This window comes from Pseudomonas sp. Irchel s3a10, assembly GCF_900187525.1.
GTDB classification, from domain to species: Bacteria; Pseudomonadota; Gammaproteobacteria; order Pseudomonadales; family Pseudomonadaceae; genus Aquipseudomonas; species Aquipseudomonas koreensis_G.
The window spans coordinates 574,321-600,232 of record NZ_FYDR01000004.1; the positions used below are offsets into that span (position 1 = coordinate 574,321).

The 25,912-nt window shown below is 61.8% G+C and carries 26 protein-coding genes; 19 read left to right on the forward strand and 7 right to left on the reverse strand.

Going from position 1 to position 25,912, the window contains the following annotated elements:
• Window positions 1–77 precede the first annotated feature (77 nt).
• From CKW11_RS15430 to CKW11_RS15460, 7 genes are all read left to right on the forward strand, one after another.
• Entirely contained in the window at window positions 78–1,145 is a 1,068-nt protein-coding gene (locus CKW11_RS15430) for a DUF2333 family protein (protein ID WP_007963034.1), read from the forward strand.
• Window positions 1,146–1,148: 3 nt separating this feature from the next.
• Window positions 1,149–1,706 (forward strand): NUDIX hydrolase, encoded by a 558-nt coding sequence (locus CKW11_RS15435; RefSeq protein ID WP_095138188.1) that lies wholly within the window; start codon window positions 1,149–1,151, stop codon window positions 1,704–1,706.
• Between the two features lie 316 nt (window positions 1,707–2,022).
• A complete protein-coding gene (locus tag CKW11_RS15440; RefSeq protein WP_007914613.1) occupies window positions 2,023–2,394 on the forward strand; it encodes a translation initiation factor Sui1 in 372 nt (123 codons plus the stop codon).
• 216 nt (window positions 2,395–2,610) lie between these two features.
• Window positions 2,611–4,524 (forward strand): arginine decarboxylase, encoded by a 1,914-nt coding sequence (gene speA, locus CKW11_RS15445; RefSeq protein WP_095138189.1) that lies wholly within the window; start codon window positions 2,611–2,613, stop codon window positions 4,522–4,524.
• A 230-nt stretch (window positions 4,525–4,754) separates the two neighbouring features.
• The gene (locus CKW11_RS15450) at window positions 4,755–6,092 is read left to right on the forward strand and encodes a contractile injection system protein, VgrG/Pvc8 family (protein ID WP_095138190.1); all 1,338 of its coding nucleotides are present in this window, start codon (window positions 4,755–4,757) and stop codon (window positions 6,090–6,092) included.
• Window positions 6,089–6,883, forward strand: a complete 795-nt coding sequence (locus CKW11_RS15455) for a DUF4123 domain-containing protein (RefSeq protein ID WP_095138191.1) — start codon at window positions 6,089–6,091, stop codon at window positions 6,881–6,883. Before CKW11_RS15450 ends, CKW11_RS15455 begins: the two co-directional genes overlap by 4 nt.
• Before the next feature lie 12 nt (window positions 6,884–6,895).
• Entirely contained in the window at window positions 6,896–7,771 is an 876-nt protein-coding gene (locus CKW11_RS15460) for an alpha/beta hydrolase (RefSeq protein WP_095138192.1), read from the forward strand.
• Here CKW11_RS15460 and CKW11_RS15465 read toward each other — a convergent pair.
• Together CKW11_RS15465 and CKW11_RS15470 are read right to left on the reverse strand one after the other, a co-directional pair.
• Window positions 7,765–9,114: an MATE family efflux transporter gene (locus tag CKW11_RS15465; RefSeq protein WP_095138193.1), complete on the reverse strand. Its 1,350-nt coding sequence runs from the start codon at window positions 9,112–9,114 to the stop codon at window positions 7,765–7,767. The two genes, CKW11_RS15460 and CKW11_RS15465, sit on opposite strands and share 7 nt — an antisense overlap.
• Before the next feature lie 150 nt (window positions 9,115–9,264).
• A complete protein-coding gene (locus CKW11_RS15470; RefSeq protein WP_007963021.1) occupies window positions 9,265–9,558 on the reverse strand; it encodes a hypothetical protein in 294 nt (97 codons plus the stop codon).
• 239 nt (window positions 9,559–9,797) lie between these two features.
• Here CKW11_RS15470 and CKW11_RS15475 point away from each other — a divergent pair, with 239 nt between their 5' ends.
• The 5 genes from CKW11_RS15475 (at window position 9,798) to CKW11_RS15495 (ending at window position 14,332) form a co-directional block, all read left to right on the forward strand.
• Window positions 9,798–10,100: a MazG-like family protein gene (locus CKW11_RS15475; RefSeq protein ID WP_007951009.1), complete on the forward strand. Its 303-nt coding sequence runs from the start codon at window positions 9,798–9,800 to the stop codon at window positions 10,098–10,100.
• Window positions 10,100–10,849 (forward strand): methyltransferase, encoded by a 750-nt coding sequence (locus CKW11_RS15480; protein ID WP_095138194.1) that lies wholly within the window; start codon window positions 10,100–10,102, stop codon window positions 10,847–10,849. The genes CKW11_RS15475 and CKW11_RS15480 overlap by 1 nt, the downstream gene beginning before the upstream one ends.
• 12 nt (window positions 10,850–10,861) lie before the next feature.
• The gene (locus CKW11_RS15485; protein ID WP_095138195.1) at window positions 10,862–11,476 is read left to right on the forward strand and encodes a DUF4136 domain-containing protein; all 615 of its coding nucleotides are present in this window, start codon (window positions 10,862–10,864) and stop codon (window positions 11,474–11,476) included.
• Window positions 11,477–11,530: 54 nt separating this feature from the next.
• Window positions 11,531–12,088 (forward strand): DUF4136 domain-containing protein, encoded by a 558-nt coding sequence (locus CKW11_RS15490; protein WP_095138196.1) that lies wholly within the window; start codon window positions 11,531–11,533, stop codon window positions 12,086–12,088.
• Window positions 12,089–12,343: 255 nt separating this feature from the next.
• A complete protein-coding gene (locus tag CKW11_RS15495; protein ID WP_095138197.1) occupies window positions 12,344–14,332 on the forward strand; it encodes a pilus assembly protein TadG-related protein in 1,989 nt (662 codons plus the stop codon).
• Here CKW11_RS15495 and CKW11_RS15500 read toward each other — a convergent pair.
• Together CKW11_RS15500 and CKW11_RS15505 are read right to left on the reverse strand one after the other, a co-directional pair.
• Entirely contained in the window at window positions 14,329–17,076 is a 2,748-nt protein-coding gene (locus CKW11_RS15500) for a PAS domain-containing sensor histidine kinase (RefSeq protein ID WP_095138198.1), read from the reverse strand. The genes CKW11_RS15495 and CKW11_RS15500 overlap by 4 nt on opposite strands.
• On the reverse strand, window positions 17,073–17,516 hold the full coding sequence (locus tag CKW11_RS15505; RefSeq protein WP_047600510.1) for a TadE/TadG family type IV pilus assembly protein: 444 nt from the start codon (window positions 17,514–17,516) through the stop codon (window positions 17,073–17,075). Before CKW11_RS15505 ends, CKW11_RS15500 begins: the two co-directional genes overlap by 4 nt.
• A gap of 75 nt (window positions 17,517–17,591) precedes the next feature.
• Here CKW11_RS15505 and CKW11_RS15510 point away from each other — a divergent pair, with 75 nt between their 5' ends.
• Both CKW11_RS15510 and CKW11_RS15515 read left to right on the forward strand, forming a co-directional pair.
• Entirely contained in the window at window positions 17,592–18,062 is a 471-nt protein-coding gene (locus CKW11_RS15510; protein WP_095138199.1) for a prepilin peptidase, read from the forward strand.
• Between the two features lie 119 nt (window positions 18,063–18,181).
• A complete protein-coding gene (locus tag CKW11_RS15515) occupies window positions 18,182–18,967 on the forward strand; it encodes a response regulator transcription factor (RefSeq protein ID WP_095138200.1) in 786 nt (261 codons plus the stop codon).
• Between the two features lie 60 nt (window positions 18,968–19,027).
• Here CKW11_RS15515 and CKW11_RS15520 read toward each other — a convergent pair whose 3' ends face one another.
• From CKW11_RS15520 to CKW11_RS15530, 3 genes are all read right to left on the reverse strand, one after another.
• Entirely contained in the window at window positions 19,028–19,435 is a 408-nt protein-coding gene (locus CKW11_RS15520; RefSeq protein WP_095138201.1) for a response regulator, read from the reverse strand.
• A 66-nt stretch (window positions 19,436–19,501) separates the two neighbouring features.
• Entirely contained in the window at window positions 19,502–19,714 is a 213-nt protein-coding gene (locus tag CKW11_RS15525; RefSeq protein ID WP_095138202.1) for a Flp family type IVb pilin, read from the reverse strand.
• Window positions 19,715–19,833: 119 nt separating this feature from the next.
• Window positions 19,834–20,040 (reverse strand): Flp family type IVb pilin, encoded by a 207-nt coding sequence (locus CKW11_RS15530; RefSeq protein WP_095138203.1) that lies wholly within the window; start codon window positions 20,038–20,040, stop codon window positions 19,834–19,836.
• A gap of 336 nt (window positions 20,041–20,376) precedes the next feature.
• Between CKW11_RS15530 and cpaB the strand changes: the two genes are divergently transcribed.
• Genes cpaB through CKW11_RS15555 form a run of 5 tightly spaced genes read left to right on the forward strand, consistent with a single transcriptional unit; the run spans window position 20,377 to window position 25,911 of the window.
• Window positions 20,377–21,312, forward strand: coding sequence for a Flp pilus assembly protein CpaB (gene cpaB, locus CKW11_RS15535; protein WP_095138204.1), 936 nt, complete (start codon window positions 20,377–20,379; stop codon window positions 21,310–21,312).
• A gap of 20 nt (window positions 21,313–21,332) precedes the next feature.
• A complete protein-coding gene (locus CKW11_RS15540) occupies window positions 21,333–22,556 on the forward strand; it encodes a type II and III secretion system protein family protein (RefSeq protein WP_095138205.1) in 1,224 nt (407 codons plus the stop codon).
• Complete coding sequence (locus CKW11_RS15545; protein ID WP_095138206.1) at window positions 22,553–23,743, forward strand: pilus assembly protein; 1,191 nt, start codon at window positions 22,553–22,555, stop codon at window positions 23,741–23,743. Before CKW11_RS15540 ends, CKW11_RS15545 begins: the two co-directional genes overlap by 4 nt.
• Complete coding sequence (locus CKW11_RS15550; RefSeq protein WP_095138207.1) at window positions 23,740–25,008, forward strand: CpaF family protein; 1,269 nt, start codon at window positions 23,740–23,742, stop codon at window positions 25,006–25,008. Before CKW11_RS15545 ends, CKW11_RS15550 begins: the two co-directional genes overlap by 4 nt.
• An 18-nt stretch (window positions 25,009–25,026) precedes the next feature.
• Window positions 25,027–25,911, forward strand: a complete 885-nt coding sequence (locus CKW11_RS15555; RefSeq protein ID WP_095138208.1) for a type II secretion system F family protein — start codon at window positions 25,027–25,029, stop codon at window positions 25,909–25,911.
• Window position 25,912 lies beyond the last annotated feature (1 nt).

The window sequence follows — 25,912 nt, forward strand, 5'->3', positions numbered from 1 at the left end:
GGCGGGTGCCGGCCTTGGCACGTTGTTGTATGGTTGTGGTCGAACCGTTGAACCCAAGTGATTGAAAGGATATCGCCATGCTGGACTGGAAGAACCGCGCGGGCAGCGCGCCTGAACGTGCCGCTGAGCCGAAGTCGGCCACCCGCAGCTATGTGGGCGGGCTGTTGTTCAGCCGCGCGCTGGCCACGCTGATCGGCATTTATCTGCTGGTGACCATCGGTCTGGGCTGGTACTGGAGCCAGGAGCCGGCGCTGTTTCCGGTGGCGCAAAATGCCCAGGCGGCTGCCGAGAAAGAAGGCAAGCAAATGGTCGTCGGCTACACCACGGTCGAAACCCTCAAGACCGTTGCCGGTACGTTGCTGAACAAACCGGGCGGCTACATTTCCAACGATCGTTTCCCGCCTGGCCTGTGGATGGACAACACGCCAAGCTGGGAATACGGCGTGCTGGTGCAGGTACGTGACCTGACCCGTGCCCTGCGTAAAGACTTCGCCCGTTCGCAGTCGCAGTCGGCCGAAGACGCCGATCTGGCCAAGGCCGAACCGCGTTTCAACTTCGACAACAAGAGCTGGATCCTGCCGTCGAGCGAATCGGAGTATCAGGAAGGCATCAACTCCCTGAGCCGTTATCAGGCGCGTTTGTCTGATCCAACGCAGAAAAACGCCTTGTTCTACGCCCGCGCCGACAACCTCAACAACTGGCTGGGCGATGTCGGCACCCGTCTGGGTTCGCTGTCGCAACGTCTGTCCGCCAGTGTCGGCCGGGTCAAGCTCAACACCGCGCTGAAAACCGAAGTGCCGGCGGTTGGCGAAGTACCGCAGGTTGACGAGGAAGTCGTCGAAACCCCGTGGATGCAGATCGACAACGTGTTCTACGAAGCGCGCGGCCAGGCCTGGGCGTTGTCGCACCTGTTGCGCGCCATCGAAGTGGACTTCGCCGATGTGCTGGCGAAAAAGAACGCTACGGTCAGCGTGCGCCAGATCATCCGTGAGCTGGAAGCGTCGCAGGAGCCGGTCTGGAGTCCGATGATCCTCAATGGCAGCGGCTTCGGCGTGCTGGCCAACCACTCGCTGGTCATGGCCAACTACATTTCCCGGGCCAACGCCGCAGTGATCGATCTGCGCCAACTGCTCAATCAGGGCTGAGTCATGGTCGATAGCGCCAAAGAGGCGGCGCACCGCGCCGCCTCCGATGCCGAACGGATCGCCTGGGTCGACGAGCAGGACAATCTGCTCGGCGCCTTGGTACGAGCCGATCTGCGTGAGCGTGGCCTGATCGGTCGCGGTACCTACATCATGCTGTTCAACTCTGCCGGCGAACTCTGCGTACATCGGCGCACCTTGAGCAAGGCCATTTACCCCGGTTACTGGGACGTGGCTGCCGGCGGCATGGTGCAGGCCGATGAGACCTACGCCGAATCGGCCGCCCGCGAGCTGGAAGAGGAGTTGGGCGTGAGCGGGGTGGAACTGACCGCCCACGATCATTTCTTCTTCGAGGACACCGGCAATCGCCTCTGGTGCTCGGCGTTTTCCGCGGTGTGGGACGGCCCGTTGAAACTGCAGCCGGAAGAAGTGCTGGAAGCACGCTTTATTCCGGTCGATCAGGTAATGCTGGAAATCCAGCAAAAGCCTTACTGCCCGGACTCTCTGGCCGCGTTGATGCGCTATCTGAAGGCCCAGCAGAGCGGCGTCGCAAAGAACACATAAATTGGCGCCGATTGGCTCTTAGCAATTGCGCTTTTTGCCGTTACACTGCGCGACCTTTTCAAGCTGCACCGAATGGTTTGACGTGGGCCTGAACGACGACAGGCATGTAGGAGCTGCCGAAGGCTGCGATCTTTTGATCCTTGAAGATCAGGATCAAAAGATCGCAGCCTCGTTGCACTCGACAGCTCCTACAGGTCGAAGTCGAGCGGTTCAACGATTTCGGTGCAGTAGCGCTGCCCCTGCCTGAGTGGGGCTTCGCGGTCGATGACCTTGCCCAAGGTCGCGATCAGTCTTTGTCCTCCCAAGAGGATTGCCGGTGGCCAAAAAAGCCGCATCCTTCGCCGCCCTTGGTGGCCTGGTATTTTCCACCGACGCAGGTCGTCATTGCCCGGAATGCAGTAAACCGGTGGACGCCTGTATCTGCAAACAAACCGTGATCCCGGCCGGAGACGGCATTGCCCGCGTGCGTCGCGAGAGCAAGGGCCGTGGCGGCAAGACGGTGACCACCATCACCGGCGTGCCACTGGCCGAAGACGCCCTCAAAGAGTTGGCGACAACGTTGAAGAAACGTTGCGGCACCGGCGGGGCGTTGAAGGACGGGATCATCGAAATCCAGGGCGATCATGTCGAGCTACTCTTGGCAGAGCTGATCAAACACGGTTTCAAAGCGAAGAAGTCCGGCGGCTAGCAGCCTCTGTGAAAACCACCCGCGGCTTGTTCCGGTTCTGCATGTTCAGCGCCGGCGTCGTCTCCATGGTTTTCACAGAGCCTGTTCATACCGGTTTCTAAACTCCACGCAGTCAGTGCGGTCTACCGCCGCACTGACGAACCGTCATTTTCATTCTTTAGACTGCGCCGGCCTGCGATCAGGCGACGCACTATGACTTCTTTATAGGGGACTTCGATGTCCGTACGACGCACACGTAAAGACGATGGCAGCCAATGGACAGTTGCGGACAGCCGCAGTGTTTACGGGATTCGCCATTGGGGGGCCGGGTATTTCGCGATCAATGACGCCGGTCGCGTCGAAGTTCGTCCGAACGGCCCGAGCAGCTCGCCCATCGACCTGTTCGAACAAGTCGACCAACTGCGCAAGAGCGGCTTGTCCCTGCCGTTGCTGGTACGTTTCCCCGACATCCTGCAAGACCGTGTCCGTCAGCTGACTGGTGCTTTCGACTCGAACATCGAGCGCCTGGAATACCAGAGCAAGTACACCGCGCTGTACCCGATCAAGGTCAACCAGCAAGAAGCGGTGATCGAGAACATCATCGCCACCCAGAACGTTTCCATCGGTCTGGAAGCCGGCTCCAAGCCTGAGCTGCTGGCGGTGCTGGCACTGGCGCCGAAGGGCGGCACCATCGTCTGCAACGGTTACAAGGACCGCGAGTTCATCCGTCTGGCGCTGATGGGCCAGAAGCTCGGCCACAACGTGTTCATCGTGATCGAGAAAGAATCCGAAGTCGGCCTGGTGATCGAAGAAGCTGCCTCGCTGAAGGTCAAGCCACAGGTCGGCCTGCGCGTGCGTCTGTCGTCGCTGGCGTCGTCGAAGTGGGCGGACACCGGTGGCGAGAAATCCAAGTTCGGTCTGTCGGCGGCGCAACTGCTGTCGGTGGTCGAGCGCTTCCGCGCCGCCGGCCTCGATCAGGGCATTCGTCTGCTGCACTTCCACATGGGTTCGCAGATCGCCAACCTGGCTGACTACCAGCACGGCTTCAAGGAAGCGATCCGTTACTACGGCGAGCTGCGCAACCTGGGCCTGCCGGTCGATCACATCGACGTCGGCGGCGGTCTGGGTGTCGACTACGACGGTACCCACTCGCGCAATGCCAGTTCGATCAACTACGACATGGACGATTACGCCGGTGTCGTGGTCGGCATGCTCAAGGAATTCTGCGACGCGCAGAGCCTGCCGCATCCGCACATCTTCTCCGAAAGCGGCCGTTCGCTGACCGCGCACCATGCGATGCTGGTGGTGCAGGTGACCGACGTCGAGAAACACAACGACGAAATCCCGCTGATCGAAAACAAGGAAAACCTGCCGGAAACCGTGCAGTGGCTGGTCGACTTGCTTGGCCCGACCGATATCGAAATGGTCACCGAGACCTACTGGCGCGCCACCCACTACATGAGCGACGTGGCCGCCCAGTATGCCGACGGCAAACTGACCCTGGCGGAAAAAGCCCTGGCCGAGCAGTGCTACTTTGCCGTGTGCCGTCGCCTGCACAACTCGTTGAAGGCACGTCAGCGTTCGCACCGCCAGGTGCTCGACGAACTCAACGACAAGCTGGCCGACAAGTACATCTGCAACTTCTCGGTATTCCAGAGCCTGCCGGATACCTGGGCGATCGATCAGGTACTGCCGATCATCCCGCTGCATCGTCTGGATGAAGAGCCACTGCGTCGCGCCGTGCTGCAAGACCTGACCTGCGACTCCGACGGCAAGATCAACCAGTACGTCGACGAGCAGAGCATCGAGACCAGCCTGCCGGTACACGGTCTGAACGAAGGTGAAGACTATCTGCTGGGCGTGTTCCTGGTCGGCGCCTATCAGGAAATCCTCGGCGACATGCACAACCTGTTCGGTGACACCGACTCGGTGAACATCTACCAGAACGCCGATGGCAGCGTGTACCACGCCGGTATCGAGACCCACGACACCATCGAAGACATGCTGCGTTACGTGCACTTATCGCCGGAAGAACTGATGACCCACTACCGCGACAAGTGCGCCAGTGCCCGCATCAGTGCCAGCGAACGCACGCAGTTCCTCGATGCCTTGCGTCTGGGTCTGACCCGTTCCTCCTACCTGTCTTCCTGAGTCAGGTCTGTTGCACCGGGTTGTCAGAAATTTTCCCTCAAGCTGTGGAAAATTCGGATGACCCGGTGGGACATTTCCCAAATCCCCTGCGAAATAATTGCCTGCCACAGCCGGAGAAGTGATCCGGTCTGCTTTTCGCGTAGGTCATTTCCTAAGTTGTACTTCAGCTCTCTACTCGGCCATGGCTCTCGGCGAGAATCCCCGGCCGCCCCTCCTGTAGAGATCCGCCCATGTTCGAATCAGTCAACGAGCCGTCGTTTCGTCTCGATGTAACGGGGCTGCCCGAGCCCTTCGAGGTGCTGGCCTTTACCGGAAGTGAGGGCATCAGCGAACCCTTCGCCTTTGATATCGATCTGTTGATCGATGACCCGCAACTGGACCTTGCCGGTCTGCTTTACCGCTCGGCGTTCCTGCAGTTCGGTCCCGGGCACAATGGCCTGAGCGGGCAATTGCAGAGTGTCGTCCAGCATGAGCACGATCAGGACACCCGCTTGTGTCGAGTGACACTGGGACCGAAGCTGAGTTATCTGGCGCTGCGTTTCAGTCAGCGGATTTTCAGCAGCCATTGCGTACCGAAGATTCTCGCGCAGGTGCTCAAGGAGCACGGCATCGTGGGCGCGCAACGGCGTTTTGATTTGCAGTGCGAATACCCGGTGCACACTTTTTGCACCCAGTACCGTGAGTCGGACCTGCAGTTCGTGCAGCGGCTGTGCGCGCAGGCGCGAATACACTATTACTTCGAACACCGGCCGGACGGACATTGTCTGGTCTTTGTCGATGATCCTGCGCGGTTTCCCGTGGCCGGCGCGGCATCTGTGGACGATGGCGCGAGCACCCCGGCGGTAAGACGCTGGCAGATGCAGGTGGACGCCAGCGATGTGGACGCGTGTTCGGCGCAACCCGGCAAAGCTTATGGCCACAGCGATCTGCCGACCTTGCGCGCCGCACAGTGGCTGGCGTTGACCGCGCATCCGTTTGCCGAATGCGACCGCCGCTGGTTGCTGAGCCGGATCGAGCATCGTGCTGATCCCGCCAGCGAGCCGTCTTACAGCAACCGGATCGTCGCCGCCGCTCAGGCGCCACTGCCCGCACTGACGAGCACGTGTGCCAGGCCGCGCATGCACAGTCTGCAACGTGCGTGGGTGGTGACGGTCGATGAACCGCAGCCCGACGATCGGCGGCCGGTGGCGGTGCAGTTCGACTGGCTTTATCAGGGTGAAGGCGCTGCCGCCAGCCATTGTTGGCTGCCGCTCGCAGCAGCGTTGAGCGACGCCCCACTGACATCGTTGCGCGAAGGCGTTGAAGTGGTGGTGAGTTTTCATGAAGGCGATCCGGATCAGCCGGTGATCAGTGGCGTGCTGCAGGAACCGGCGGTGATCGAAGATTGCGAAGCGCCATTGGTGTTGCCGGACGTGCTGCCGAGCGCGGGCCTGGCGCAATGGCTCACGTCTGCCGAACCGCTGTTGCTGTTGTGCCTGATGCCCGGCGGCGGCAGTTACAACCACTGCACGGCGTCGATCTGCAGTTGCCGACTGCTCGCGTCGCTGGATCAGGGCGGCGCCGCTTGAGCGGCGTGGGGTTTGCCCCGCAGGCACAGTGGCTGTTGCTCGATGGCGCCAATGCGCAGCAGGCGCTGGCGACACTGCGTCAGGGGTTCGCCAGCGTACGTTGCACGCGGCTGTTCGAGGGCACCGAGTTTCAGGCGGTAAGCGAGCACGGGCCGCTCTTGGTCGACCTGCATGAGAGCCCGGCACTAGCTGCGCTGTGCCACCGCGATCCGCAGACCTGGCGGGGGCTGTTGCTCGCCAGCGATGCCTCGTCGCCGATACTTCTGCGTCACTTGCGGCGGATGCTCAGCGTCTCGTTCGACCTCAATCACCGTGCCTTGCTCGGTTATTACAATCGGCAGACGGCAAGTTATTTCTTCGACGCCTGTGACGCCGCCGACTTGAGCCGCTGGCTCGGGCCGATTCGTCTGCTGCGCTGGTTCGGTGGCACCTGGGCTGACCTCGCCATCGGCAGTCAGGGCTGGCAGCAACTGCGCAACCCGCAGTGGGCGGTCGAGCCGCTGGGGATTGACGAAAGCCTCACCCATCGTCAGCGCGAACGTTTGCAAAGCTGCCTGCTGGAGCAACACATCTGGCGCTGGTGTCAATCAATGGGAACCGACTACGCACGCATGGCCTCCCATGTGCAGGAGGGGCTGAACCTGGGTTTCAGCGACCGCAGGGTGCTGGATGACTGGTTGTGGCTACGCCTGCAGCATCCGCGGGCGCAACTGCCCGGCGCGCCGGACGGACTGAGCCAGCAGGAACGCCTCGATCATGTGCGACAGCACTGGCAGACAGATCAACCCTGAGGTGCGGCATCCATGGCAAACCCTCTGTGGCAACGGTTCGGCGCAATGCTCGGCGGGTTCCTGCTGCTGGTGCTGACCGGGTGTTCTCCAGTCAAGGTGCTGAATGCGCTGACTCCCGATGACACATTTCACAGCACCACCGGCATCGCCTACGGCGATGATCCGCGACAGAAGCTCGACGTCTACGTGCCTCGCCAGCCGCTGAAGGATGCGCCGGTGGTGGTGTTCTTCTACGGCGGCAGCTGGAACAGCGGCGCTCGCGGCGATTACGCGTTTGTCGGCGAGGCGCTGGCGTCGCGGGGAATTGTCGCGGTGCTGGCGGATTACCGGCTCTACCCGCAAGTGCGCTATCCGCTGTTTCTTGAAGATTCGGCGCGGGCGGTGGCCTGGACCCGGGCGCATATCCGCGAGTTCTCCGGCAACCCGCAACGCCTGTACCTGATGGGCCACAGTTCCGGCGCTTACAACGCGGCGATGCTGGCGCTGGATCCGGGTCTGCTCAATGCGGTGGGCATGTCGCCCGAAGACCTCAGCGGCTGGATCGGTTTGGCCGGGCCGTATGATTTTCTGCCGATCGAGAATCCGCAGGTGCGTCCGGTGTTCTTCTGGCCCGACTCACCGCCGCAATCGCAGCCGATCAACCATGTCCGTAGCGGTGAACCCCCGGCGCTGCTGATTGCCGCGACCAAGGACAATTTGGTCAACCCGGCACGCAACACCGCAGGCCTGGCGCGCAAACTGCGCGAGGCAGGCGTCCCGGTGCAGGATCTGTACTACTCGCGCCCCAATCATGTGACGCTGGTGGCGAGCCTGTCGCGGCCACTACGACGGCTGGCGCCGGTGCTCGATCAGGTCGTCGCGTTCGTCAGACACACGCCTGCTCAGTGAGCGGTACCGCTGAACCAGCCGTTGTTACGCCGCAGCCACAGGGCCAGTGCGCCGAGGGTCAGGCTGCGCAACACGATAAACAGCAGGAACGTTATCCACAGCCCATGATTGCCCAGCCCTTGCAGCGCCCAGGCGAACGGCAGCAGCAGGGCGACGGTCAGCAGCATGCCGTTGCGCATTTCCCGGGCGCGAGTGGCGCCGATGAACAGACCGTCGAGCAAGTAGCTCCAGACCGCAATCAGTGGCAACACCGCCAGATAGGGCAGGTAGATGAACGCGGTGTCGCGCACGCTCTGGATGTCGGTTTGCATCTCGATGAACAGGTGCCCGCCTAACAGAAACAGCGCGGCAAAACCGAGGCTGGCCAGCAACGACCAGCCGCCGGCCACCACCAGCGAGCGACGCAGGGCGAGCCGGTCACGGGCGCCGATGGCGTGTCCGCACAAGGCTTCGACCGCATGCGCCAGACCGTCCAGCGCATGCGCAGTCAACAGCAAACCGTTGAGCAGCAGGGCGTTGGCTGCCACCGTGGCATCGCCGAGTCGCGCGCCTTGCACGGTGATCAGGAAAAACACCGATTGCAGCGCCAGGCTGCGGATGAAGATGTCGCGGTTGACCGCCAGCAACGGGCGCCAGCTCTGCCACACCTTCAAGGCTGCCCAGGCGATGTGCCCGGGATAGGCGCGCAAAGCGCCACGGGTCAGCCACAGGCCGAGCAGGGCGCCGCTCCACTCGGCAATCACCGAGGCCCGGGCCGAGCCGACCACACCCCATTCCAGACCAATCACGAACCACAGGTTGAGAGCGATGTTGATCAGGTTGGTGCTCAGCAGAATCGCCAGCGGCGCCCGGGCGTTCTGGGTACCGAGGAACCAGCCGACCAAGGCGTAACTGGCCAGCGCTGCCGGCAAACCGAATAGCCGGGTGTGGAAGAACTCACGGGTCAGTTGATCGAGTTCGGCTGACGGCTGCATGAAATGCAGGGCCACGCCGCTCAACGGCACACCGAGAGTGCCGAGCACGATTGCCAGTCCCAGCGCCAGCAGCAGACCCTGCAACAGAATCTGCCGCAACGCCGCGCCATCGCTGCGCCCGGCGGCCTGCGCGGCAAACCCGGTGGTGCCCATGCGCAGAAAACCCATGGCCCAGGCGAGAAATGTGTAAAGGCTGGCGCCGACCGCCACCGCGCCCAACTGATGGGCGTGGGGCAGGTGGCCGATGACAGTGCTGTCGACCAGCGCCACCAGTGGCACGGAAATATTCGAAAGAATCATCGGCGCGGCGAGCGCCCAGACCTTGCGGTGAGTCGGGCGGTCGCGCCAGTCGGCAATCAGGTTGGACATGCGGGCTCCTTGGGGGAGCGGGGATTGTAGCGATTCATGCGATCTATTGTGGGAGCGGGCTTGCTCGCGAAGGCAGTGTGTCAGTCAAAACAGCTTTTACTGATCTGACGCTTTCGCGAGCAAGCCCGCTCCCACAGTAGAAGAGGGGTGTCAGTGAATAATCCAGCTCAGCAACCACAACCCCAACAGCAGCCAGATGATCCCGGCAATGATCGACGCATTCATGAACGCGCGAATGGCCGACCACAGCAGCATCAGGCCGACGATCAGCGCGAGGATGCTGATGATCGAGGTGTCCATGCCCAGCGTCTTGGCCAGGCCATCGACAAAGTTGCCGCCAGCGTTGCTCAGAATGTTGAACAGGCCGCTGAGCCCATCGACGATGAAACGGATGATCGAACCGAGTGCCTGGCCGAGCCATTCGAAAAAGCTTTCTACCTGCATGTGTGCATCCTGATGAAAGAGCTGAGCCTTGGGCCACAACGCGGGTGGCCGAGTTCCCTGTCAGGAGTATGGCCCATTGCTGCGCCGAACGGAAAATCTGTAGGAGCTGCCGCAGGCTGCGATCTTTTGCCGTTGATTTTCAAGGGCAAGATCAAAAGATCGCAGCCTGCGGCAGCTCCAACATGGGCCTTGCCTTCAACGCGTATCCCCCCGAAGCTATACGCCTTCAGGAGAGCCCGATGAACCTTGTTGAACTGACCGAACGCCTGCACGCCATTCGCGACCGCAATGACTGGCGGCAATTTCACAGCCCGAAAAACCTCGCCATGGCCGCCAGCGTCGAGATGTCCGAGTTGGTGGAGATTTTCCAGTGGCTGACGGAAGACCAGTCGCGCCAGTTGCCGGCGGACAAACTGGCGCATGCCGGGCAGGAAGTCGGCGACATCGTTCTGTATCTGTTGCTGCTGTGCAGCGAGTTGGGGCTGGACATGAATGAAGTGGTGCGCAGCAAGCTCGCCGACAGCGAACGGCGGTTCAGCTGATGAGCGACCGGCATTTCGATCAGTTGGCGACCCGTTTCGCCGAAAAAATCTACGGCGGCGCCAAAGGCGCGATTCGCCTCGCGGTGTTGCAGGCCGATCTTGCCGAAGCGTTGCCGGATCGACCGTTGCGCGTGCTGGACATCGGTGGCGGTCTGGGCCACATGTCGCTGTGGCTGGCCGAGCGTGGCCATGACGTGACCTTCACCGAGCCGGCCGAACCGATGCTCGAAGGTGCCCGCCAGCGCTTCGCCGAAGCCGGGCAGAGCGCGACGTTCATTCAGGCGCCGTGGCAGGAACTGCTCGGTCAGCTCACCGAGCCGTACGATCTGGTGATCTGCCACGCCGTGCTCGAATGGCTGGCCGAACCCCACGCGATCCTGCCGGTGCTGCATCAATTGACCAAACCCGGTGGCTGGCTATCGCTGGCGTTCTACAACCGTGATGCGCTGATTTATCGCAACCTGCTCAAAGGCCATTTCAAGAAAATGCGCAAAAACACCATGGCCGGTGAAAAGCAGAGCCTGACCCCGCAGCAGCCACTCGATCCGCGGGAACTGGCAACGCAACTCGCAGGCTTGTGGCAGGTCGAAAGCCAGAGCGGGATCCGAGTTTTCCACGACTACATGCCGGTGGAATTTCAGGCCCGCGCCGAACTGGTGGATTTGCTGGAGATGGAGCTCGCGCACCGTCGTCACCCAAGCTTCGCCGGGCTTGGGCGTTACTTGCACTGGATCTGCCGGCCGATCTGATCGGAGCGCAAAATGAAAGCACAATCGGGGTTACTGCTGATCTGTCTGGGGTTGGCCGCCTGCCAGGGCAGCAACCCCTACGTCGCGCAGTCGCGGCCGCTGCCGCCAGCGCCGCCGCAAGCGGCCAACACCTTTGATCGCAGCGCCTATCCGGCGCCAACGCGCGATTATGGACGCTATCGCAGTTGGGCCTGGCTCAATGGGCAATTGCCGCCGGGCACCGCCTGGGCGGATTCGGCGCAAGTGGCCGAAGCGGTGAGCAATGCGCTGGATCAGCGCGGGCTGCGCCCGTTGCACGACAATCGCCCGGCCGACCTGTTCGTTACCGCCAACCTGCGTCTGGAAACCCGCTTGCGTCAGGTCCAGGACGATTACGGGTACGGCTACGGCGGATACAGTGGCTATGATCGCTACGGGCACGGTTACGGCATGTACAACAGCGTGCCGATTGTTCGCACCTATCAGGAGCAGGTTGTGGTGGTGCGGGTCGACCTGTTCGACGCCGGCACCGGCCAACCGGTATGGAGCGCCAGCGCCGAAACCGCCAACAAGGGCAGCCAGATCGACCGCACCGATGCGATTCGCGAGGCTGTGGAAAAGGCCATGTCGGCGTATCCTCCGAGCTAGCTTCGGTTAATCGAGAAGCTCTAGCAGGTTCATGTCTTCAACCGGAGAAAAACCATGTACCGCCGTCTCGCTTTACTGGCCATGGCCGCGCTGCTCAGCGCTTGTGCCGCCAACCGGGTCAATCACGACTTTGACGCCAGCCGCGACTTTGCCGCCTATCGCAGCTGGAGCTGGAAAGAACCGGCGCTGCAATATCGCCCGGATGATCCCCGGATCAAGAGCGACCTGACCGAGCAGCGCATCCGCCAGGCCGTCACCGATCAACTGGACCAGCGCGGTTTGCGCCCTGCCGCTGCGGGCGCCAAGGGTGATTTGAGCGTGCAGACCTACCTGATCGTCGAGGATCGTCAGCAGCAAGTGACCACCAACTACGGCGGCGGTTGGGGCGGCCCGTGGAACGGTTACTGGGGCGCGCCGATGTACAACGAAACCCGCAATATCACCTACAAGGTGGCGACCATCCAGATCGACCTGCTCGATGGCAAGGACGGCAAACTGGTGTGGCGTGGCAGCGACGAGCAAATGCTCAGCAGCACGCCCAATCCACAGGATCGCAGCAACGCGGTGCGCGAAACCGTCAGCCGGATATTGGCCAACTATCCACCGCGCTAGTCCGCTGTAAAAAAAACGGGAGCCCAAGAGGCTCCCATTTTTTTGCCCCACCACAAATCCCCCTGTGGGAGCGAGCTTGCTCGCGAAGACGGCGTGTCAGCCACATCCATGTTGAATGACACAGCGCATTCGCGAGCAGGCGAAGACCAGCAGGGTTTTGTGCAGCACCAAATGGCGCGTTGCCACTAGCGCCGTCTACACTCAAATTCACCATCGGAGGTAGCGCTCGGCAACGCGCCGGCAAAGGAGTGCGCCATGTCGCCTTGTTCGCAGTTCAACGGCCCGGCCCGGCAACGCGGGGCGATCAGCTTGATGGCGGCTGCCACCCTCAGTCTGGCGCTGGTGTTGATGCTGTTGGTGGTCGATACCGGTCGGCTGTACATGGAACAGCGCAAATTGCAGCGGGTGGTCGACAGCGCGGCGCTGGAAGCGGTCAGTCGCGGCGGCAATTGTCAGTCCGGTCTGAGCGCCGCCACGTATGCCGGGCAAAGCGCAGTGCGCAACGGCTATACCGTCGATACCAACAACACTCTGACGACCACCTGCGGCAGCGTGCAGACCGCGGCCAGCGGCTTGCGCGCGTTCACCGCCGATGCAACCCGGTCGAGCGCAATCAAAGTGGACGCCAGCCGCACAGTCACCACCAGTTTTGCCGGTGGCGTGCAGGCCTTGTTCAGCGGTTCGGCGGTCAGCCTGAACACCACGCTCAACGCCTCGGCCGTCGCCGCGCAACCGACCCCGACGGTTGCGCAACTGAACATCCGCAGCACCCTGGCGAGCATCAACACCGCCCAGTCGAACATTCTCAATCCGCTGTTCTCCGGGCTGCTCGGCGGCAACGTCAACCTCACGGCACTGGGTTGGGACGGTCTGCTCAATACCGACATCAACCTGCTGAGCTACCTCAATCAACTGGCGATCAACCTCAACGTCGCCGCCGGCAACTACACGCAACTGCTCAACACCCAGGCCACGGTCACTCAGCTGATTCAGGCGGCCGCGACGGTGGTGCAGCTCAATGGCGCGACCGCCACGGTGATTACTGCGTTGGGTCAGCTGCAGGTTGCGGCGATCAATGCGGCGCCGGTCAAACTCGGCGACATCCTGCAGTTGCAGACCGGTACCACGGCAGCCGGGCTGGATGCCAACCTGCAACTGCTGCAACTGATTCAGGGTGTGGTGCAACTGGCCAACAGCAAAAGCGCGGTGGCCGCGACCTTGCCGATCAGCGTGCTGGGGCTGGCGAATGTCACGGTGCGGGTCAAGGTGATCGAGCCGCCGCAGTTCTCGGCGATTGGTGATCCGGCGCGGGCCAAGGCCAATCCGTTGGGGGCGGACCGGATTTATGTGCGCACGGCGCAGATCCGCACGATGCTCTCGGTGGATCTGCCGGTATTGAGCGGGGTGGCCGGGCTGACCAACGCGGTGCTGGGCCTGGTGGGTGGGCTGACCTCGACGCTCAATGCTGTGCTCGGCCTGAATCTGGTGGCAGTACTGAACTCGGTGGTCTGCCTTGGCTGTCAGCAACTGGATCCACTGCTTTTGCCGTCGCCGAGAATCGATATCAGCCTGGATGCCGGTGGTGCCAAAAGTTATGTCACTGATTACAGTTGCCCGAACGGATCCACCGGTACCAAGAGCCTGACGGCGCATACCATTACCTCGATTGCCGACCTCAAGCTCGGCAAGATCGACCCGACCAATGCCTTCTCATCTTCAGCCGAGCCGACGGTCACGCCCTTGCCGCTGATCGATCTTGGCATCGCGACGTGCTACAGGGTCGTTGGGCTCGGCAGTTGTGACCCCAATTCGCATATTCAATACGGTGCCGGCGGTATCGCGATCATGCTGGATACCAGCGTTGCGCAAAACTCGCAGGACTTGTTGTTTTCCAGCGGTACGCCATTCGCAACGCCCGCCAACCTGAAACTACCGCCAAGCGTGCAATCAGCTGCGCCGACCTCCAATATCGTCGGCAGCCTGAGCAATACGTTGGCGGGGATCAATTTGATCGTATACAGGCCACAAGGTAGTAATCCGCTAGGCGCAATTGTGACTGGCGTCGCCTCATTGATCAGTGATGTCACCAATCATCTGCTGCCTGTTGTGACCAACCTGGTAAGCCCATTGCTCGACCCATTGCTCAACAATCTGCTGAAAAGCCTGGGCATCAACCTGATGGACGTCGACGTCGGTGCCAACATGACCTGCGGCCAGACCGGCAAGGCCTATCTGGTGATCTAGGCGTCCGGGGCAATCGGCAACTCGATGCAGAAACGTGCGCCCTCCAGCGAGTTGCGCACGCTCAAATGACCACCCATGTTTTCGATGATGCCGTAGCTCACCGACAGCCCCAGCCCGGTGCCGACGCCCACCGGTTTGGTGGTGAAGAACGGTTCGAAAATCCGCTCCAGCAAGCGCGGGTCGATGCCGCCGCCGTTGTCCTCGACCCACAGTCGCACCTTGTGCTCGTCGCGCTCGGCATAAATCGAGATCCATGGCTTGAACGATGAGTCTTTCTCGCGTTTGCCGAGCAGCGCATCGCGGGCGTTGACCATCAGGTTGATCAGCACCTGCTCCAACTGATCGACATAACCGCGCACCTGCACGCTGAAAGCGGTTTCGCTGATCCGCAGGTCGACGCCCTTGCCGCGCATGCCTTCGGCCAGCAGCGACAGCGTGCCTTCAATGGCCGAGGCCGGGTTGAACAGTTGTTGCTCGATCTCCGAACGACGGCCGAACACGCGCATGTGATCGACCACTTTCGCCGCACGCTGCACCTGGGCGTCGATGCGATTGAGCTTGTCGGTGAGGTAGTCGATCTGCACATCACCGTTACCCAGACGCTTGAGCACGTTGACGATGGCCATGCGCATCACGTTCAGCGGCTGGTTGATTTCATGGGCCAAACCGGTAGCCATTTCGCCGAGGGTGGCCATTTTTGCGCTTTGTGTGAGTTGCTGCTGCGAGCGCCGCACCTCGGTGTTGTCGCGGCCCACGGCCTGCACCTCAAGCAGGCGCCCGTGTTCATCGAACACCCCGCGATCAGACCACACCCACCAGGCGTGCTCGCGCCCGGGCAATTGCAAACTGATTTCGGCGGTGCTCACCGGCAGCTCCGGCGTCAGCAGTGCCAGACGCTGGACGAAGGCGGCGCGTTGTTCGTCGGACATCCAGCTGCCCAGATCGACCCCCGGCAATTGCTCCGGGGTGCATTCCAGATAGGTCGCCAGCGGCCGGTTGCCGAAGGTCAGGGTCAGGTCCGGGCGATAACGGCAGATCATCGCCGGAGAGTCTTCCACCAGAATCCGGTAGCGCTCTTCGCTGTGTCTGACCTGTTCGGCGGCGAGGGTCGCTTCGGTGACGTCCAGCCACAGCCCGACGGCTTCGACCGGCAGACCAAGGTCATTGCGCAGCAGCTTGGCTTCGTCGAGCAGCCAGTGGTAGTCGCCGCGTGCGTCGCGCAAGCGAAAACGCGCGCGCGCCGAGCCTTCGCGCAACAGCTGTCGGGTGCGGGCGAAATACAGTTCGCGGTCTTCGGGATGAATCAGTTGCACCCAGTCGGCGGCGCAGCCCTCGGCCGGCGTCCAGCCCAGCAGCGGCTGCAGGCTGGCGCTGAAAAAGTCCGGAAGCAGCGCACCCTCGACGTAGCGCTGCACATAAATCACCGCCGGCGAACTGGCGATCAGGTTATCCAGCCGCGCATGGGCGGCTTCGGCGCGTTGCTGCTGGTTCTGGATGTCGCTGATGTCGAGCATGAATCCCACCAGTCGCCGCTGTTCACCGCTGCCGGCGACCTGGCCCTGAACGCGATACCACAGGGGCGTTTGTCCGGGACCGCTGCGGTGCAGGCGAACGCACAGGGTCAGCGCTTCGCCATGCAATTGCAGGGCATGCAGACGACTGCGCAGTTCTTCGCGGTCGGCCGGATGAATCAGTGCCAGCCAGTCTTGCAGCGAGATGCGAGCACGTTCCGCCGGCAACACATCGAGCAGCGACGGCGCCAGCAGCACGTCGTCGCCATGCAGTTCCCACCAACCGGTGCCGAGCAGGGTCTGCAGCGATTCCAGGCGTTCGGTGTAGTGATGATGTTGCTGTTCTCGCAGGCGGCTGAGCAGCGGGCCGGCGAGGGCGCTGGTCAGTGCCATCCAGTCGCGGTCGCTGAGGTGCGGCGCGGCAACGTCCACGGTATAGAAGCCGCAGAGCAGCCACGCCACCACCCCGCGATCATCGCTGTAGGGCACGGCGAATCCGTCGGCGTTACCGAACGTGGCCTCTACCCGCGCGTGTTCGTACAAGCCGTGATGGGCGCCAAGGCGCTGCGGCGCGCTGCCGTTGAGGCTGTCGAGCGGCGTGCCCAGACGCTGGCCGTCCTGCCACAGCATGGGCGCATCGTGGGCGCGATATTGCTCGTAGATCTGCCAGCCCTGTGCCTGTTCGTCGAGCAGGGCGATGGCCAGACACGGGATATGCCAGCGCTGGGCGATGGCCTGCAATTGCTCGCTGACCACCCTCGGCAAACGCGTCAGGCTACAGACGCGCAGGTGTTCGCTGATCTGCCCGGCAAGTGCCTGGCAGGCTTCGCGGTGGCGCGCTTGCTGGCGCTCCAGCAGCAGGTCGCCGATGTCCATCAGTTGCAGCACCCAGCCCGCCGCCGAAGGCTGCACCCAACCGCGCAGGTGCAGGGTCTGATCGCTGAGGCCGGGAAAGTCCAGATCGAGCATTTGCCCCTGCCAGTCCTGCGGGCAGCCCTCGATGGCCAGCGTGCTGTGCGCCAGCAAATAAGTCGACAGCGGCAACGGCGAGTTGTGGGGCGGTTGTTGTGCCAGTTGGTGACGCAACGGCCCGGCGATTTGCAACACGCAGCCGTCGTGATCCAGTTGCAGGTGCAAGCCCAGCGGCGGTGCGCCGAGATGATCGGGCAGTTCGTTGGCTGGCGGTGGCGCACGCTTGAGCAGGCGTCCGAACAGATTGTCGCCGCCGGTCAAAATTTCAGGCTCGACGAGGCGGTGAGGTTGGCGGGCAGGCTGGGCACCGCGCCCACCCCCGGCAGCACCAGAAACGGCATGATCTGATTGAGCTTGCTGGTGGGGTAATTGACGCTGACCGTCAACGTGCCCTGAGCGGCGTCATAGACCGCTGAGGTGTCGACGCCGACCACCAGATTCAGGGTTGATGTCCACTGCAATTGATCGGCCAATACGGCGTTGGCAGTGCTCACCACCACCGAGGCATAGCCGGGGGTATTCGGATCCACCGCGACGCTGCGGCGCACCGCTTCGGACGTCGCCTCGTTGAAGCTCTGCATCAATAGAAACGGCAGGCTGTAACTGACCAGCGCGTAGAACACGGCGAAAAAAATCACGAATACCAAGGCGAATTCGATCGCCACTGCGCCTGCCTGTGATTTTGCGAAGCCGGTTTTCATGAGTGCGTCTACCCTGACTTTCACTGCGTAGTATCAGCATAGAATCAATCAGCAAAATCGGATGGATTTAACCGGATGCACAGTTTAGTTCTCCTGATCTGGCTCGCCCTGTGCGCCGCCCAGGATGCCCGGCAACGGCGCATCTCTAATGTGCTGACGTTCGGTGCGGGAGCGCTGGCGCTGATTCATCTGTGGGTGACCGGCACCACTTGGTTCGGGGCTGATGCGCAGCAAGGATGGTGGGCCGCCGCGATCGCCCTGGGGTTAACTGTTCCAGGATATTTCATGGGCCGGATGGGCGCGGGCGATGTGAAATTAATGACAGCCATGGGCCTTGCGACGAACGGTTTATTCATTCTGTGTGCGTTTATCGGCGCGGGTATCGCCAGTTTGCTCTGGCTGCTGATTGCGCCAAGAGTCTGGCTTCATATGAGTCAACGACTTAGAGAACATCTTCGATATTTGGAGCCTGGAACGTCAAAAAAGCTGCCATTTGCACCGTTCGTGCTGCTGGGGGTACTGGCTTCGATTCATTGGATCCATTAGTCGCCAGGCGCCACTAGTCCTATGTACATAGTCGGAAAGTGCGTCTACTTTCAAATGAAGTCGTTACACCGCCAAAGTGCAGAAAAAGTCAGCTTTGGCCTCGAGCAATGGAGTGGTTCGTGAACAAGCTTACGTCGGCGGTAAAAGTGCTCGTGGTCGATGATCAACCCTTGATCGTCGAAGAATTGTGCGAGTTTCTCGAAAGCAGCGGCTACCGCTGTGTGCCGTGTGAATCCAGCATGCAGGCGATCGAACGGTTTAGCGAAGACCCGGAAATCGGCCTGGTGCTCAGTGATCTGCATATGCCGGACAAGGATGGCATTCAGATGGTGCAGGAACTGCAACGTATCTGCGGCAAACACCGGGTGTTCGAAGCGATCATGCTCACCGGTCGCGCCGACAAACAGGACGTGATCAAGGCGTTGCGCGCCGGGATTGCCGACTATTACCAGAAGCCGATCCAGCTCGATGAACTGCTCGAAGGCGTGAAGCGTCAGGAAGCGGCGCTGCACGAGCGGCACAAGAATGTGCAGTTGGGGCACCTGAACCAGAAGCTGCAATTTCTCTCGGAGTCCATCGACGATCTCTACCAGGATCTGGACAAGGTCCGACGCAATCCGGCGGCGGTGGTCAAAGACATGCTCGGCGGCGACAGCGCCGAAGCCGAGCAGGAGATTCCGGAGATCTTCAGTCAATTGTCGCCACGACAGCTGGATGTGGCTCGGCTGGTGGGCAAGGGGCAGACCAACTATCAGATTGCCTGCGAGTTGGGCATCACCGAAAACACCGTGAAACTGTATGTCTCGCAGGTCTTGCGCCTGACCCATATGCACAACCGCACGCAGTTGGCATTGGCGCTGTCGCCCAGTGCTTCGGCCGCCCGTCAGCGTGTAACCGCACACTGATCGCGATTGCCTGTCCCACGCGGACAGGCAGTCAATTCTGCCAAAAACACCTCGCCCGTATTACCCGGCCTGCGTCTTCGGTTTGGGGAACAGATTGTCCAGGGTTTCCAGCAGGCGCACGTGGTAGATCGGCTTGCGAAACAGATCCAGCACCTGCAGGCGCAGCATGTCGCTGACGTCCTCCATGTCGGCATGTCCGGAGGTCACGATCACCGGCAGATGCTGGCGTGAAGTGTGCTCGCGCAGGCGCTTGATCAGCGACATGCCGGACTCTTCCGGCATACGCAGATCGGTAATCACCAAGGCGATATCCGGAAAGCGGGTGAGGTGATGCAGGGCGAGTTTCACCGAGGTGGCGGTGTGGCAGACAAAGCCCTCGCCCTCCAGTAACTCGGCCAGCTCAAGCAACGCGTCCTCTTCGTCGTCAACCAGAAGCAACTGTTGGCGGGGGAGCGAGGAGGCAGTCATGGGCAGTCCCTGAAAAGCTGGAAGTGAGATCGAGTGTAGCGCGACATTCGCCGGACGCGACTCACATCAGGGGGTTTGTACCGGAGCGGTTTGTGCAGTGCCGCCGAGGGATACCAGCACACTGTTGAAGATCGCCAGCACCTGAGCGCCAACCGGCGTCACGAACACCACCACCACTACCGCCACCATGGCCACCACAATCGCGTACTCGATGGCCGAAGCGCCTTCCGTATTTGCCAAAAACGCCCGCGCACGCAGCAACAGATATTCAAGCACCATGAGCATTCTCCTTTGCGTCAGCCCTCGGCCGCACGCTGGAAATTCAATGGCCTCGTCAACGCCCGGGCGCGCGATTGCTCACCCGCGCGCGGGCATTGAAAGGGGACGAGCGGGGGGTATCAAGGCGTAGGTCGGACCTGAGCCGTTCCGCCAAGACTGGTCAGAACTGAATTGAAAATCGCCAGTACCTTGTTGCCGACAGGTGTCACGAACACCACGACAACCACGGCCACCATGGCCACCACGATTGCGTACTCGATTGCCGACGCCCCTTCCTCGCTTTTGAGAAAAAGACGGGCCCTGGCCAGCAGATATTCGAGAATCATACGTCCACTCCTTTGCGCCTCTGGCGCCGATCCAACGCTACAGCGGCATGCTTTCACCGTGCTATCAAAGCATTGTCAACAAACCCCCGGTCAACAACTGTAAGAACGGATTAATCACAAAGGATTAACCAGAACGTTAGTCGAGCCAAACCCTACAGTTAATTGGCCAGGACTCATACTTTAGTGAGTTATTTTGCTGTCAGAAATGGCGTTTTGGCTCGGATCAGCTAGCTTGGAAATAGCGAAATCGTTGCATGTTCATAGCTGCCTGATCGCGAAAAATTCTCTCGGCAGGAAGTACAGGCTGTCGGTGCAGTGAGGAAAGGGAGAGCCGTCATGAACAGTCGCGTCACCATGGGGCTTGCGGCAGTGTTGTTGCTTGGGGCAATCATTGTCGGTTACTGGGGCCTGGTCCTCAGTCGACAGCCGGCTCCCGTTGCCCCGGCGCCTGCCGCTTCAGCAGTGGTGGTGGAAAAAACCGTGGCCGCCGCCGAGGATCAGACCCGTCAGCCCGTGGTCGTGCTATTGCACGATGTGCCGCCGTTCACCCCGTTGACCGCTGCCGATGTGGCCGTGGAAAAATTGCGCAGTGCGCCGGCCGGCAGCCTGACCAGTGTTGATCAGGTCGTGGGGCGTAAACCGTGGCGCCATTTGAGCGCCGGCACCTGGCTCAACGATGAAAGCTTCGAAGCCGGCGGAGCGCTGGCGCGGATGATCCGCAGTGACGAGCGCGCGCTCACCGTGGCCGTGGACGAAGTGATCGGCGCCGCCGGGCAACTGGTGCCCGGCGACTACGTTGATGTGCTGCTCTACCTGCGTCAGGACGCGAGCAATCTGCAGCAGTCGGCGCAGATCGTCGTGCCGGCCATGCGCGTGCTCGGCGTCGGTGAGCAATACGGCCTGACCAACGATGGGCAGCCCGCCAGCCCGGCCCTGAGCGCCGACGAAAAACTCAAACAGGATCAGCGCCGGATCGCCGCGCGCACCGTGGTGTTGGCCGTGCCTGAACAATTGCTGAGCCGGATGATGCTCGCCACTCAGGTCGGTACCCTGCGCCTGGCCGTGCGCAGCAGCGAGGAACAGCGTCTGGCCAAATACTGGGCCGGTGAAAAGCAGGCGCCGGCGCATCTGGACAACGCCAACAGCCAACTCTTCCAGTTCACCCAACTGGCCCTCGGTGCCGCGCCGAAAGCGCCGGCCACTGGCGGCCACGGCGGTGCGCGGCCGATGGAAGTGATCCGCGGCAATCAGCTTTCCCAACAAGCCCCATGACTGAGCAAGGATCCACGTGCATGCAGAGTCGATTCAGGCCGCTATTAACACCTGTCGTCCGGGCCTTGATACTGATGGGACTGTCGATCAACGCCGCTATCGCGGCTACCGGCAATTGCTCGGCACTCGGCCGTATGCCGCCGGTGATCGAGATTGGCGAAGGGTTCCAGCAGGATATCCAGTCACCCGTGGCGATCACCCGTGTGGCCATCGGCGACCCGAAGATCGCCGACGTGCATGACACCGGCAGCGCCTCGTTTCTACTCACCGGGGTGGCTCCCGGCGCCACCAGCCTGATGGTCTGGACCTCGTGCTCCAGTGAACCGCGGCAGAGCATGGTGTTCGTCAAGGGCAGTGCCACCGCCGCACTGACCAGCGCCAGCAGACTGCCTTCCGATGATCCGACGCTGCCCTCGCAAGTGCAGACCGACATTCGTTTCGTCGAAGTCAGCCGCACCAAACTCAAGGAAGCCACCGCTTCGCTGATCGGCACTCGGGGCAATTTCCTCTTCGGATCGCCCGGTACTTTGCCACCCATCGACGGCGTGCCGACGCCGAGACTGCCGGTGGATAACGGCCTGTTCAATTTCTCGTGGGTCGGCGGCAAGACCATGGCGATCATCAATGCCCTGGAAACCAGCGGTTTCGCCTACACCCTCGCGCGCCCCAGCCTGGTGGCGCTGAGCGGGCAAAGCGCAAGCTTTCTGGCCGGCGGTGAAATCCCGATTCCGGTGCCCAGCGCCGGCAGCGACACGGTGACTATCGAGTACAAGGAGTTCGGCATCCGCCTGACCCTGACGCCGACTGTGATCGACCGTAATCGCGTGGCATTGAAGGTCGCGCCGGAAGTCAGTGAACTGGATTACGCCAACGCCATCAGTATCGCCGGCACCCCGGTGCCGGCCCTTACCGTACGCCGTACCGACACCAGCATCTCGCTGGCCGACGGCGAAAGCTTTGTCATCAGTGGCTTGATCAGCACCAGCAACACCTCGCAAGTGAACAAGTTTCCGGGGCTGGGCGATATCCCGGTGCTCGGCGCCTTTTTCAAAGGCTCGCAGATCAGACGCGAAGAGCGTGAACTGCTGATGATCGTCACCCCGCATCTGGTGCAGCCACTGGCGGCGGACGCGCAACTGCCGTCGCTGCCGGGGGAAAAACTGCGCAACTACGATCCGAATTTCTACCGCATGTTCTTCCTCGAAAACGGTAACTTCGACAAGCGCAGTGGGCTGTCCCAATGAACCAGAACCTGAGCCAGACCTTTCTCGCGATCACCCGTAACAGCACCGATCTGGAGTGGCTGCAAGGCGCACTCGCGCCGCTGGGTCAGGTGGTGAGCGCCGGGGCCGGGAGCCTGGATGAGTTGCTGGCGCTGGTCGACGTCACCTTCGCCAGTCTGGTGTTCGTCGGCCTCGATCGAGACCACGTGGTCGCGCAGAGTGCGTTGATTGAAGGCGCGCTGGAAGCCAAACCGATGCTCGCCATCGTCGCGCTCGGCGACGGCATGGACAACCAACTGGTGCTAAACGCGATGCGTGCCGGCGCCCGGGATTTCGTCGCCTACGGTTCGCGGGCCAGTGAGGTCGCCGGGCTGGTGCGGCGCTTGAACAAGCGCTTGCCACCGGTGGCGGCCAACACGCAGCTTGGTGGCCTCACAGTGTTGTACGGCACGCAGAGCTATTGCGATGGCGCGCTGCTGGCCAACCATATGGCGCAGGTGGTGCAAAAGAGCGGACAGCAGACCCTGCTACTGGATCTGGGGCTGCCGCGCGGCGACAGCCTGGCGCTGCTCGGGCTCGAGAGTTCGTTCCACTTCGGCGATGCCTTGCGTCACTTGCGCAGGCTCGACGCGACCCTGATCGACAGTGCCTTCACCAGCGCTGAAGCGGGGCTGCGGATTCTGGCGTATGCCAGCAGCGACGAGCCGCTGGAAAACACCAGCGCCGCCGAGCTGTACATGTTGCTCAGCGCCTTGCGCCAACACTTCCAGCACATCGTCGTGAACCTCACCGGGCAGTCCGACAGTGAAGCCTTGCGCACCTTTGTCAGCCACTGCGACAAGCTGATCTGGTACACCGATCAGAACGTGCTCAACTGCCGCCGCAACCTGGCCGTGCTCAATCTGTGGCGCGAGAAAGGCATGAAGCTCGACCACGCGCGTTTGCTGGTGGACGGCTATCTGGGCAGCGTTGCCCCGGATGCTGAAACCCTGGGCAAAACCTTCAACCTCGAAGTGATCGCGGTATTGGCGGCCAACGCCGAAGTGCGCCTGAACGCCAAGAACCAGGGCGTCAGCCTGTTCGAACTGGCCCCGCGGGAAAAACTCACGCAAAGCCTGCGTGCTCTCGGCGAGCGTCTGGCCAAGCGCTCCGAAGGCCTGGCCAAACCCAAAGTCACCTGGTTCGACCGCTTGCGAGGCACCTCATGAGCGCGGAAAAACTGTTCGGCGCGGTGCAGCGCGGCGCGACCGGCAATACTGATCACGAAGGCCTGAAACTGGTCCTGCACCGCTACATCATCGACGCCATCGAGGAGTCGGGGAAAAACCTGCTGGAAGGCTCGCGCCAATTGCTGGCGCAGTTTGTCACCGACAAGGTTGCCGAATACATTGCCCGCCTGCACCTGGCGATTTCCCGTTACGAGATGGAGCGGCTGGCCGAAGAAATCGTCGATGAACTCACCGGTTTCGGCCCGCTGGAAGTGCTGCTGCGCGATCAGTCGGTGACCGAGATTCTGGTCAACGGCCCGCACCGGGTGTTCATTGAGCGCGATGGCGTGCTGCATCAAAGTGACCTGCGTTTTATCGACGCGCACCACGTCGAACGGGTCATGCAACGGATTCTCGCGCCACTTGGGCGGCGCCTCGATGAGTCTTCACCGATGGTCGATGCACGCCTGCCGGATGGCAGCCGGGTCAACGCGATCATCCCGCCGATCGCGCTCGACGGCCCATGCCTGTCGATTCGCAAGTTTCGCAAGGACATGCTCAAGAGCAGCGACCTGATGGCGATGCAGACCATCGATCTGGCGATTTTCGAGTTCCTCCAGGAGGCGGTGGGCAAGCGTTGCAACGTGCTGATCAGCGGCGGTACCGGCACCGGCAAGACCACGCTGCTGAACATCCTCAGCCAATTGATCAACCCCCACGAGCGTCTGGTGACCATCGAAGACGTCGCCGAATTGCAGCTTGGCCACCCGCACGTCGTGCGCCTGGAAACCCGTCCGCCGAACGCCGAGGGCCACGGCGAAGTCAAGGCCAGCGACCTGATCCGCAACGCCCTGCGCATGCGTCCCGACCGGATCATCCTCGGCGAGATTCGTGGGGTCGAAGTGGTCGATGTGCTGACCGCGATGAACACCGGTCACGACGGCTCGATGAGCACCGTGCACGCCAACAATGCGCAGGATGCGTTGCTGCGTCTGGAGACGCTGGTGGGGCTGACCGGTCGCTCGATCGCCGAGCGTACCTTGCGCCAGATGATCTGCGCCGCCCTCGACGTGATCATCCAGCTGACCCGCATGCCCGACGGCCGTCGCTGTGTCAGCGAGGTGGTGGAAGTGGTCGGCATCCGCGAAGACGTCTACGTCACCAACACCTTGTTTCGCCTTGATCGGCGTACCGGTTTCGGCTTCCTGCGCGAAGCGGTCAATCCGGCCGGCGACAAGTTGCGCCACGAGACCCACCTGGGCTGACCGCATGGGACTTGCATCATGATCGGACCGGCCATTCTCATCCTGCTTTGTCTGATTCTGCTCGGGCTGTCGATCTGGCTGTTCGTGCACGGCATCCACAAGACCGCTAACGAACGGGTGCTCAATCGCCTGGCGGCGGGGCAGCCACAACTGGTCGCGCAGAGGCCGACCTGGGTCGGGCTTGAACGGATGTTTCTGCGCGCCGGGCTTGGTCGTCCGACCGAACGTTTCGGGCTGTGGCTGACCCTGTGGGGCGTGGCGATTGTCCTCGGCTATCTGCTGGCGGACTGGATCGGTTTGCTGGCGATGCTGCTGGCGCCGCCGCTGATCCTGCGTCTGTACATTTCCTGGCTGTACCAACGCCGGATCAAACGCATGATCGAGCAGTTGCCGCAGTTGCTCGACTACACCGTGCGCAGCCTGAAATCTGGGCGCACCTTGAGCGACGCGGTCATGGGCGGCATCGAATCGAGCGACGATCCGCTGAAAAAAGCCATGGGCCGGGTGCAGCGCAACGTGCAACTGGGCGTCAACCTGCCGGATGCGGTCAGCGATTTCGCCGAACTCTACGAGCAGGACGAACTGCGCATGTTTGCCCTCGGCCTCAAGGTCAACCATCGCTACGGTGGCAATGCCAGTGAGCTGCTGGAGAACCTGATCAAGCTGATCCGCGAGCGTGACCAGGGCGCCCGGCAGCTGCGCGCGCTCACTGGCGAAACACGCATGACCGCGTGGGTGCTGGGTTCGCTGCCGGTGATTCTGGTGAGCTACTTCATGCTGACCAACCCCGGCTACATGCTCGGCATGTGGCATGACTCCGGTGGCCGGACCATGTTGATCATCGCCGTGGTATTGCAAGTGACCGGTTGCCTGGCGCTGTGGCGCATGTTGCGGAGTATTTGAA

Excerpts from the sequence above, each read along its gene's own strand:
- CKW11_RS15430 (WP_007963034.1), top strand. The coding sequence starts at position 78 with ATGCTGGACTGGAAGAACCGCGCGGGCAGCGCGCCTGAACGTGCCGCT.
- CKW11_RS15435 (WP_095138188.1), top strand. The coding sequence starts at position 1,149 with ATGGTCGATAGCGCCAAAGAGGCGGCGCACCGCGCCGCCTCCGATGCC.
- speA (WP_095138189.1), top strand. The coding sequence starts at position 2,611 with ATGTCCGTACGACGCACACGTAAAGACGATGGCAGCCAATGGACAGTT.
- CKW11_RS15450 (WP_095138190.1), top strand. The coding sequence starts at position 4,755 with ATGTTCGAATCAGTCAACGAGCCGTCGTTTCGTCTCGATGTAACGGGG.
- CKW11_RS15460 (WP_095138192.1), top strand. The coding sequence starts at position 6,896 with ATGGCAAACCCTCTGTGGCAACGGTTCGGCGCAATGCTCGGCGGGTTC.
- CKW11_RS15465 (WP_095138193.1), bottom strand. The coding sequence starts at position 9,114 with ATGTCCAACCTGATTGCCGACTGGCGCGACCGCCCGACTCACCGCAAG.
- CKW11_RS15470 (WP_007963021.1), bottom strand. The coding sequence starts at position 9,558 with ATGCAGGTAGAAAGCTTTTTCGAATGGCTCGGCCAGGCACTCGGTTCG.
- CKW11_RS15475 (WP_007951009.1), top strand. The coding sequence starts at position 9,798 with ATGAACCTTGTTGAACTGACCGAACGCCTGCACGCCATTCGCGACCGC.
- CKW11_RS15480 (WP_095138194.1), top strand. The coding sequence starts at position 10,100 with ATGAGCGACCGGCATTTCGATCAGTTGGCGACCCGTTTCGCCGAAAAA.
- CKW11_RS15485 (WP_095138195.1), top strand. The coding sequence starts at position 10,862 with ATGAAAGCACAATCGGGGTTACTGCTGATCTGTCTGGGGTTGGCCGCC.
- CKW11_RS15490 (WP_095138196.1), top strand. The coding sequence starts at position 11,531 with ATGTACCGCCGTCTCGCTTTACTGGCCATGGCCGCGCTGCTCAGCGCT.
- CKW11_RS15495 (WP_095138197.1), top strand. The coding sequence starts at position 12,344 with ATGTCGCCTTGTTCGCAGTTCAACGGCCCGGCCCGGCAACGCGGGGCG.
- CKW11_RS15505 (WP_047600510.1), bottom strand. The coding sequence starts at position 17,516 with ATGAAAACCGGCTTCGCAAAATCACAGGCAGGCGCAGTGGCGATCGAA.
- CKW11_RS15510 (WP_095138199.1), top strand. The coding sequence starts at position 17,592 with ATGCACAGTTTAGTTCTCCTGATCTGGCTCGCCCTGTGCGCCGCCCAG.
- CKW11_RS15520 (WP_095138201.1), bottom strand. The coding sequence starts at position 19,435 with ATGACTGCCTCCTCGCTCCCCCGCCAACAGTTGCTTCTGGTTGACGAC.
- CKW11_RS15525 (WP_095138202.1), bottom strand. The coding sequence starts at position 19,714 with ATGGTGCTTGAATATCTGTTGCTGCGTGCGCGGGCGTTTTTGGCAAAT.
- CKW11_RS15530 (WP_095138203.1), bottom strand. The coding sequence starts at position 20,040 with ATGATTCTCGAATATCTGCTGGCCAGGGCCCGTCTTTTTCTCAAAAGC.
- cpaB (WP_095138204.1), top strand. The coding sequence starts at position 20,377 with ATGAACAGTCGCGTCACCATGGGGCTTGCGGCAGTGTTGTTGCTTGGG.
- CKW11_RS15540 (WP_095138205.1), top strand. The coding sequence starts at position 21,333 with ATGCAGAGTCGATTCAGGCCGCTATTAACACCTGTCGTCCGGGCCTTG.
- CKW11_RS15545 (WP_095138206.1), top strand. The coding sequence starts at position 22,553 with ATGAACCAGAACCTGAGCCAGACCTTTCTCGCGATCACCCGTAACAGC.
- CKW11_RS15550 (WP_095138207.1), top strand. The coding sequence starts at position 23,740 with ATGAGCGCGGAAAAACTGTTCGGCGCGGTGCAGCGCGGCGCGACCGGC.
- CKW11_RS15555 (WP_095138208.1), top strand. The coding sequence starts at position 25,027 with ATGATCGGACCGGCCATTCTCATCCTGCTTTGTCTGATTCTGCTCGGG.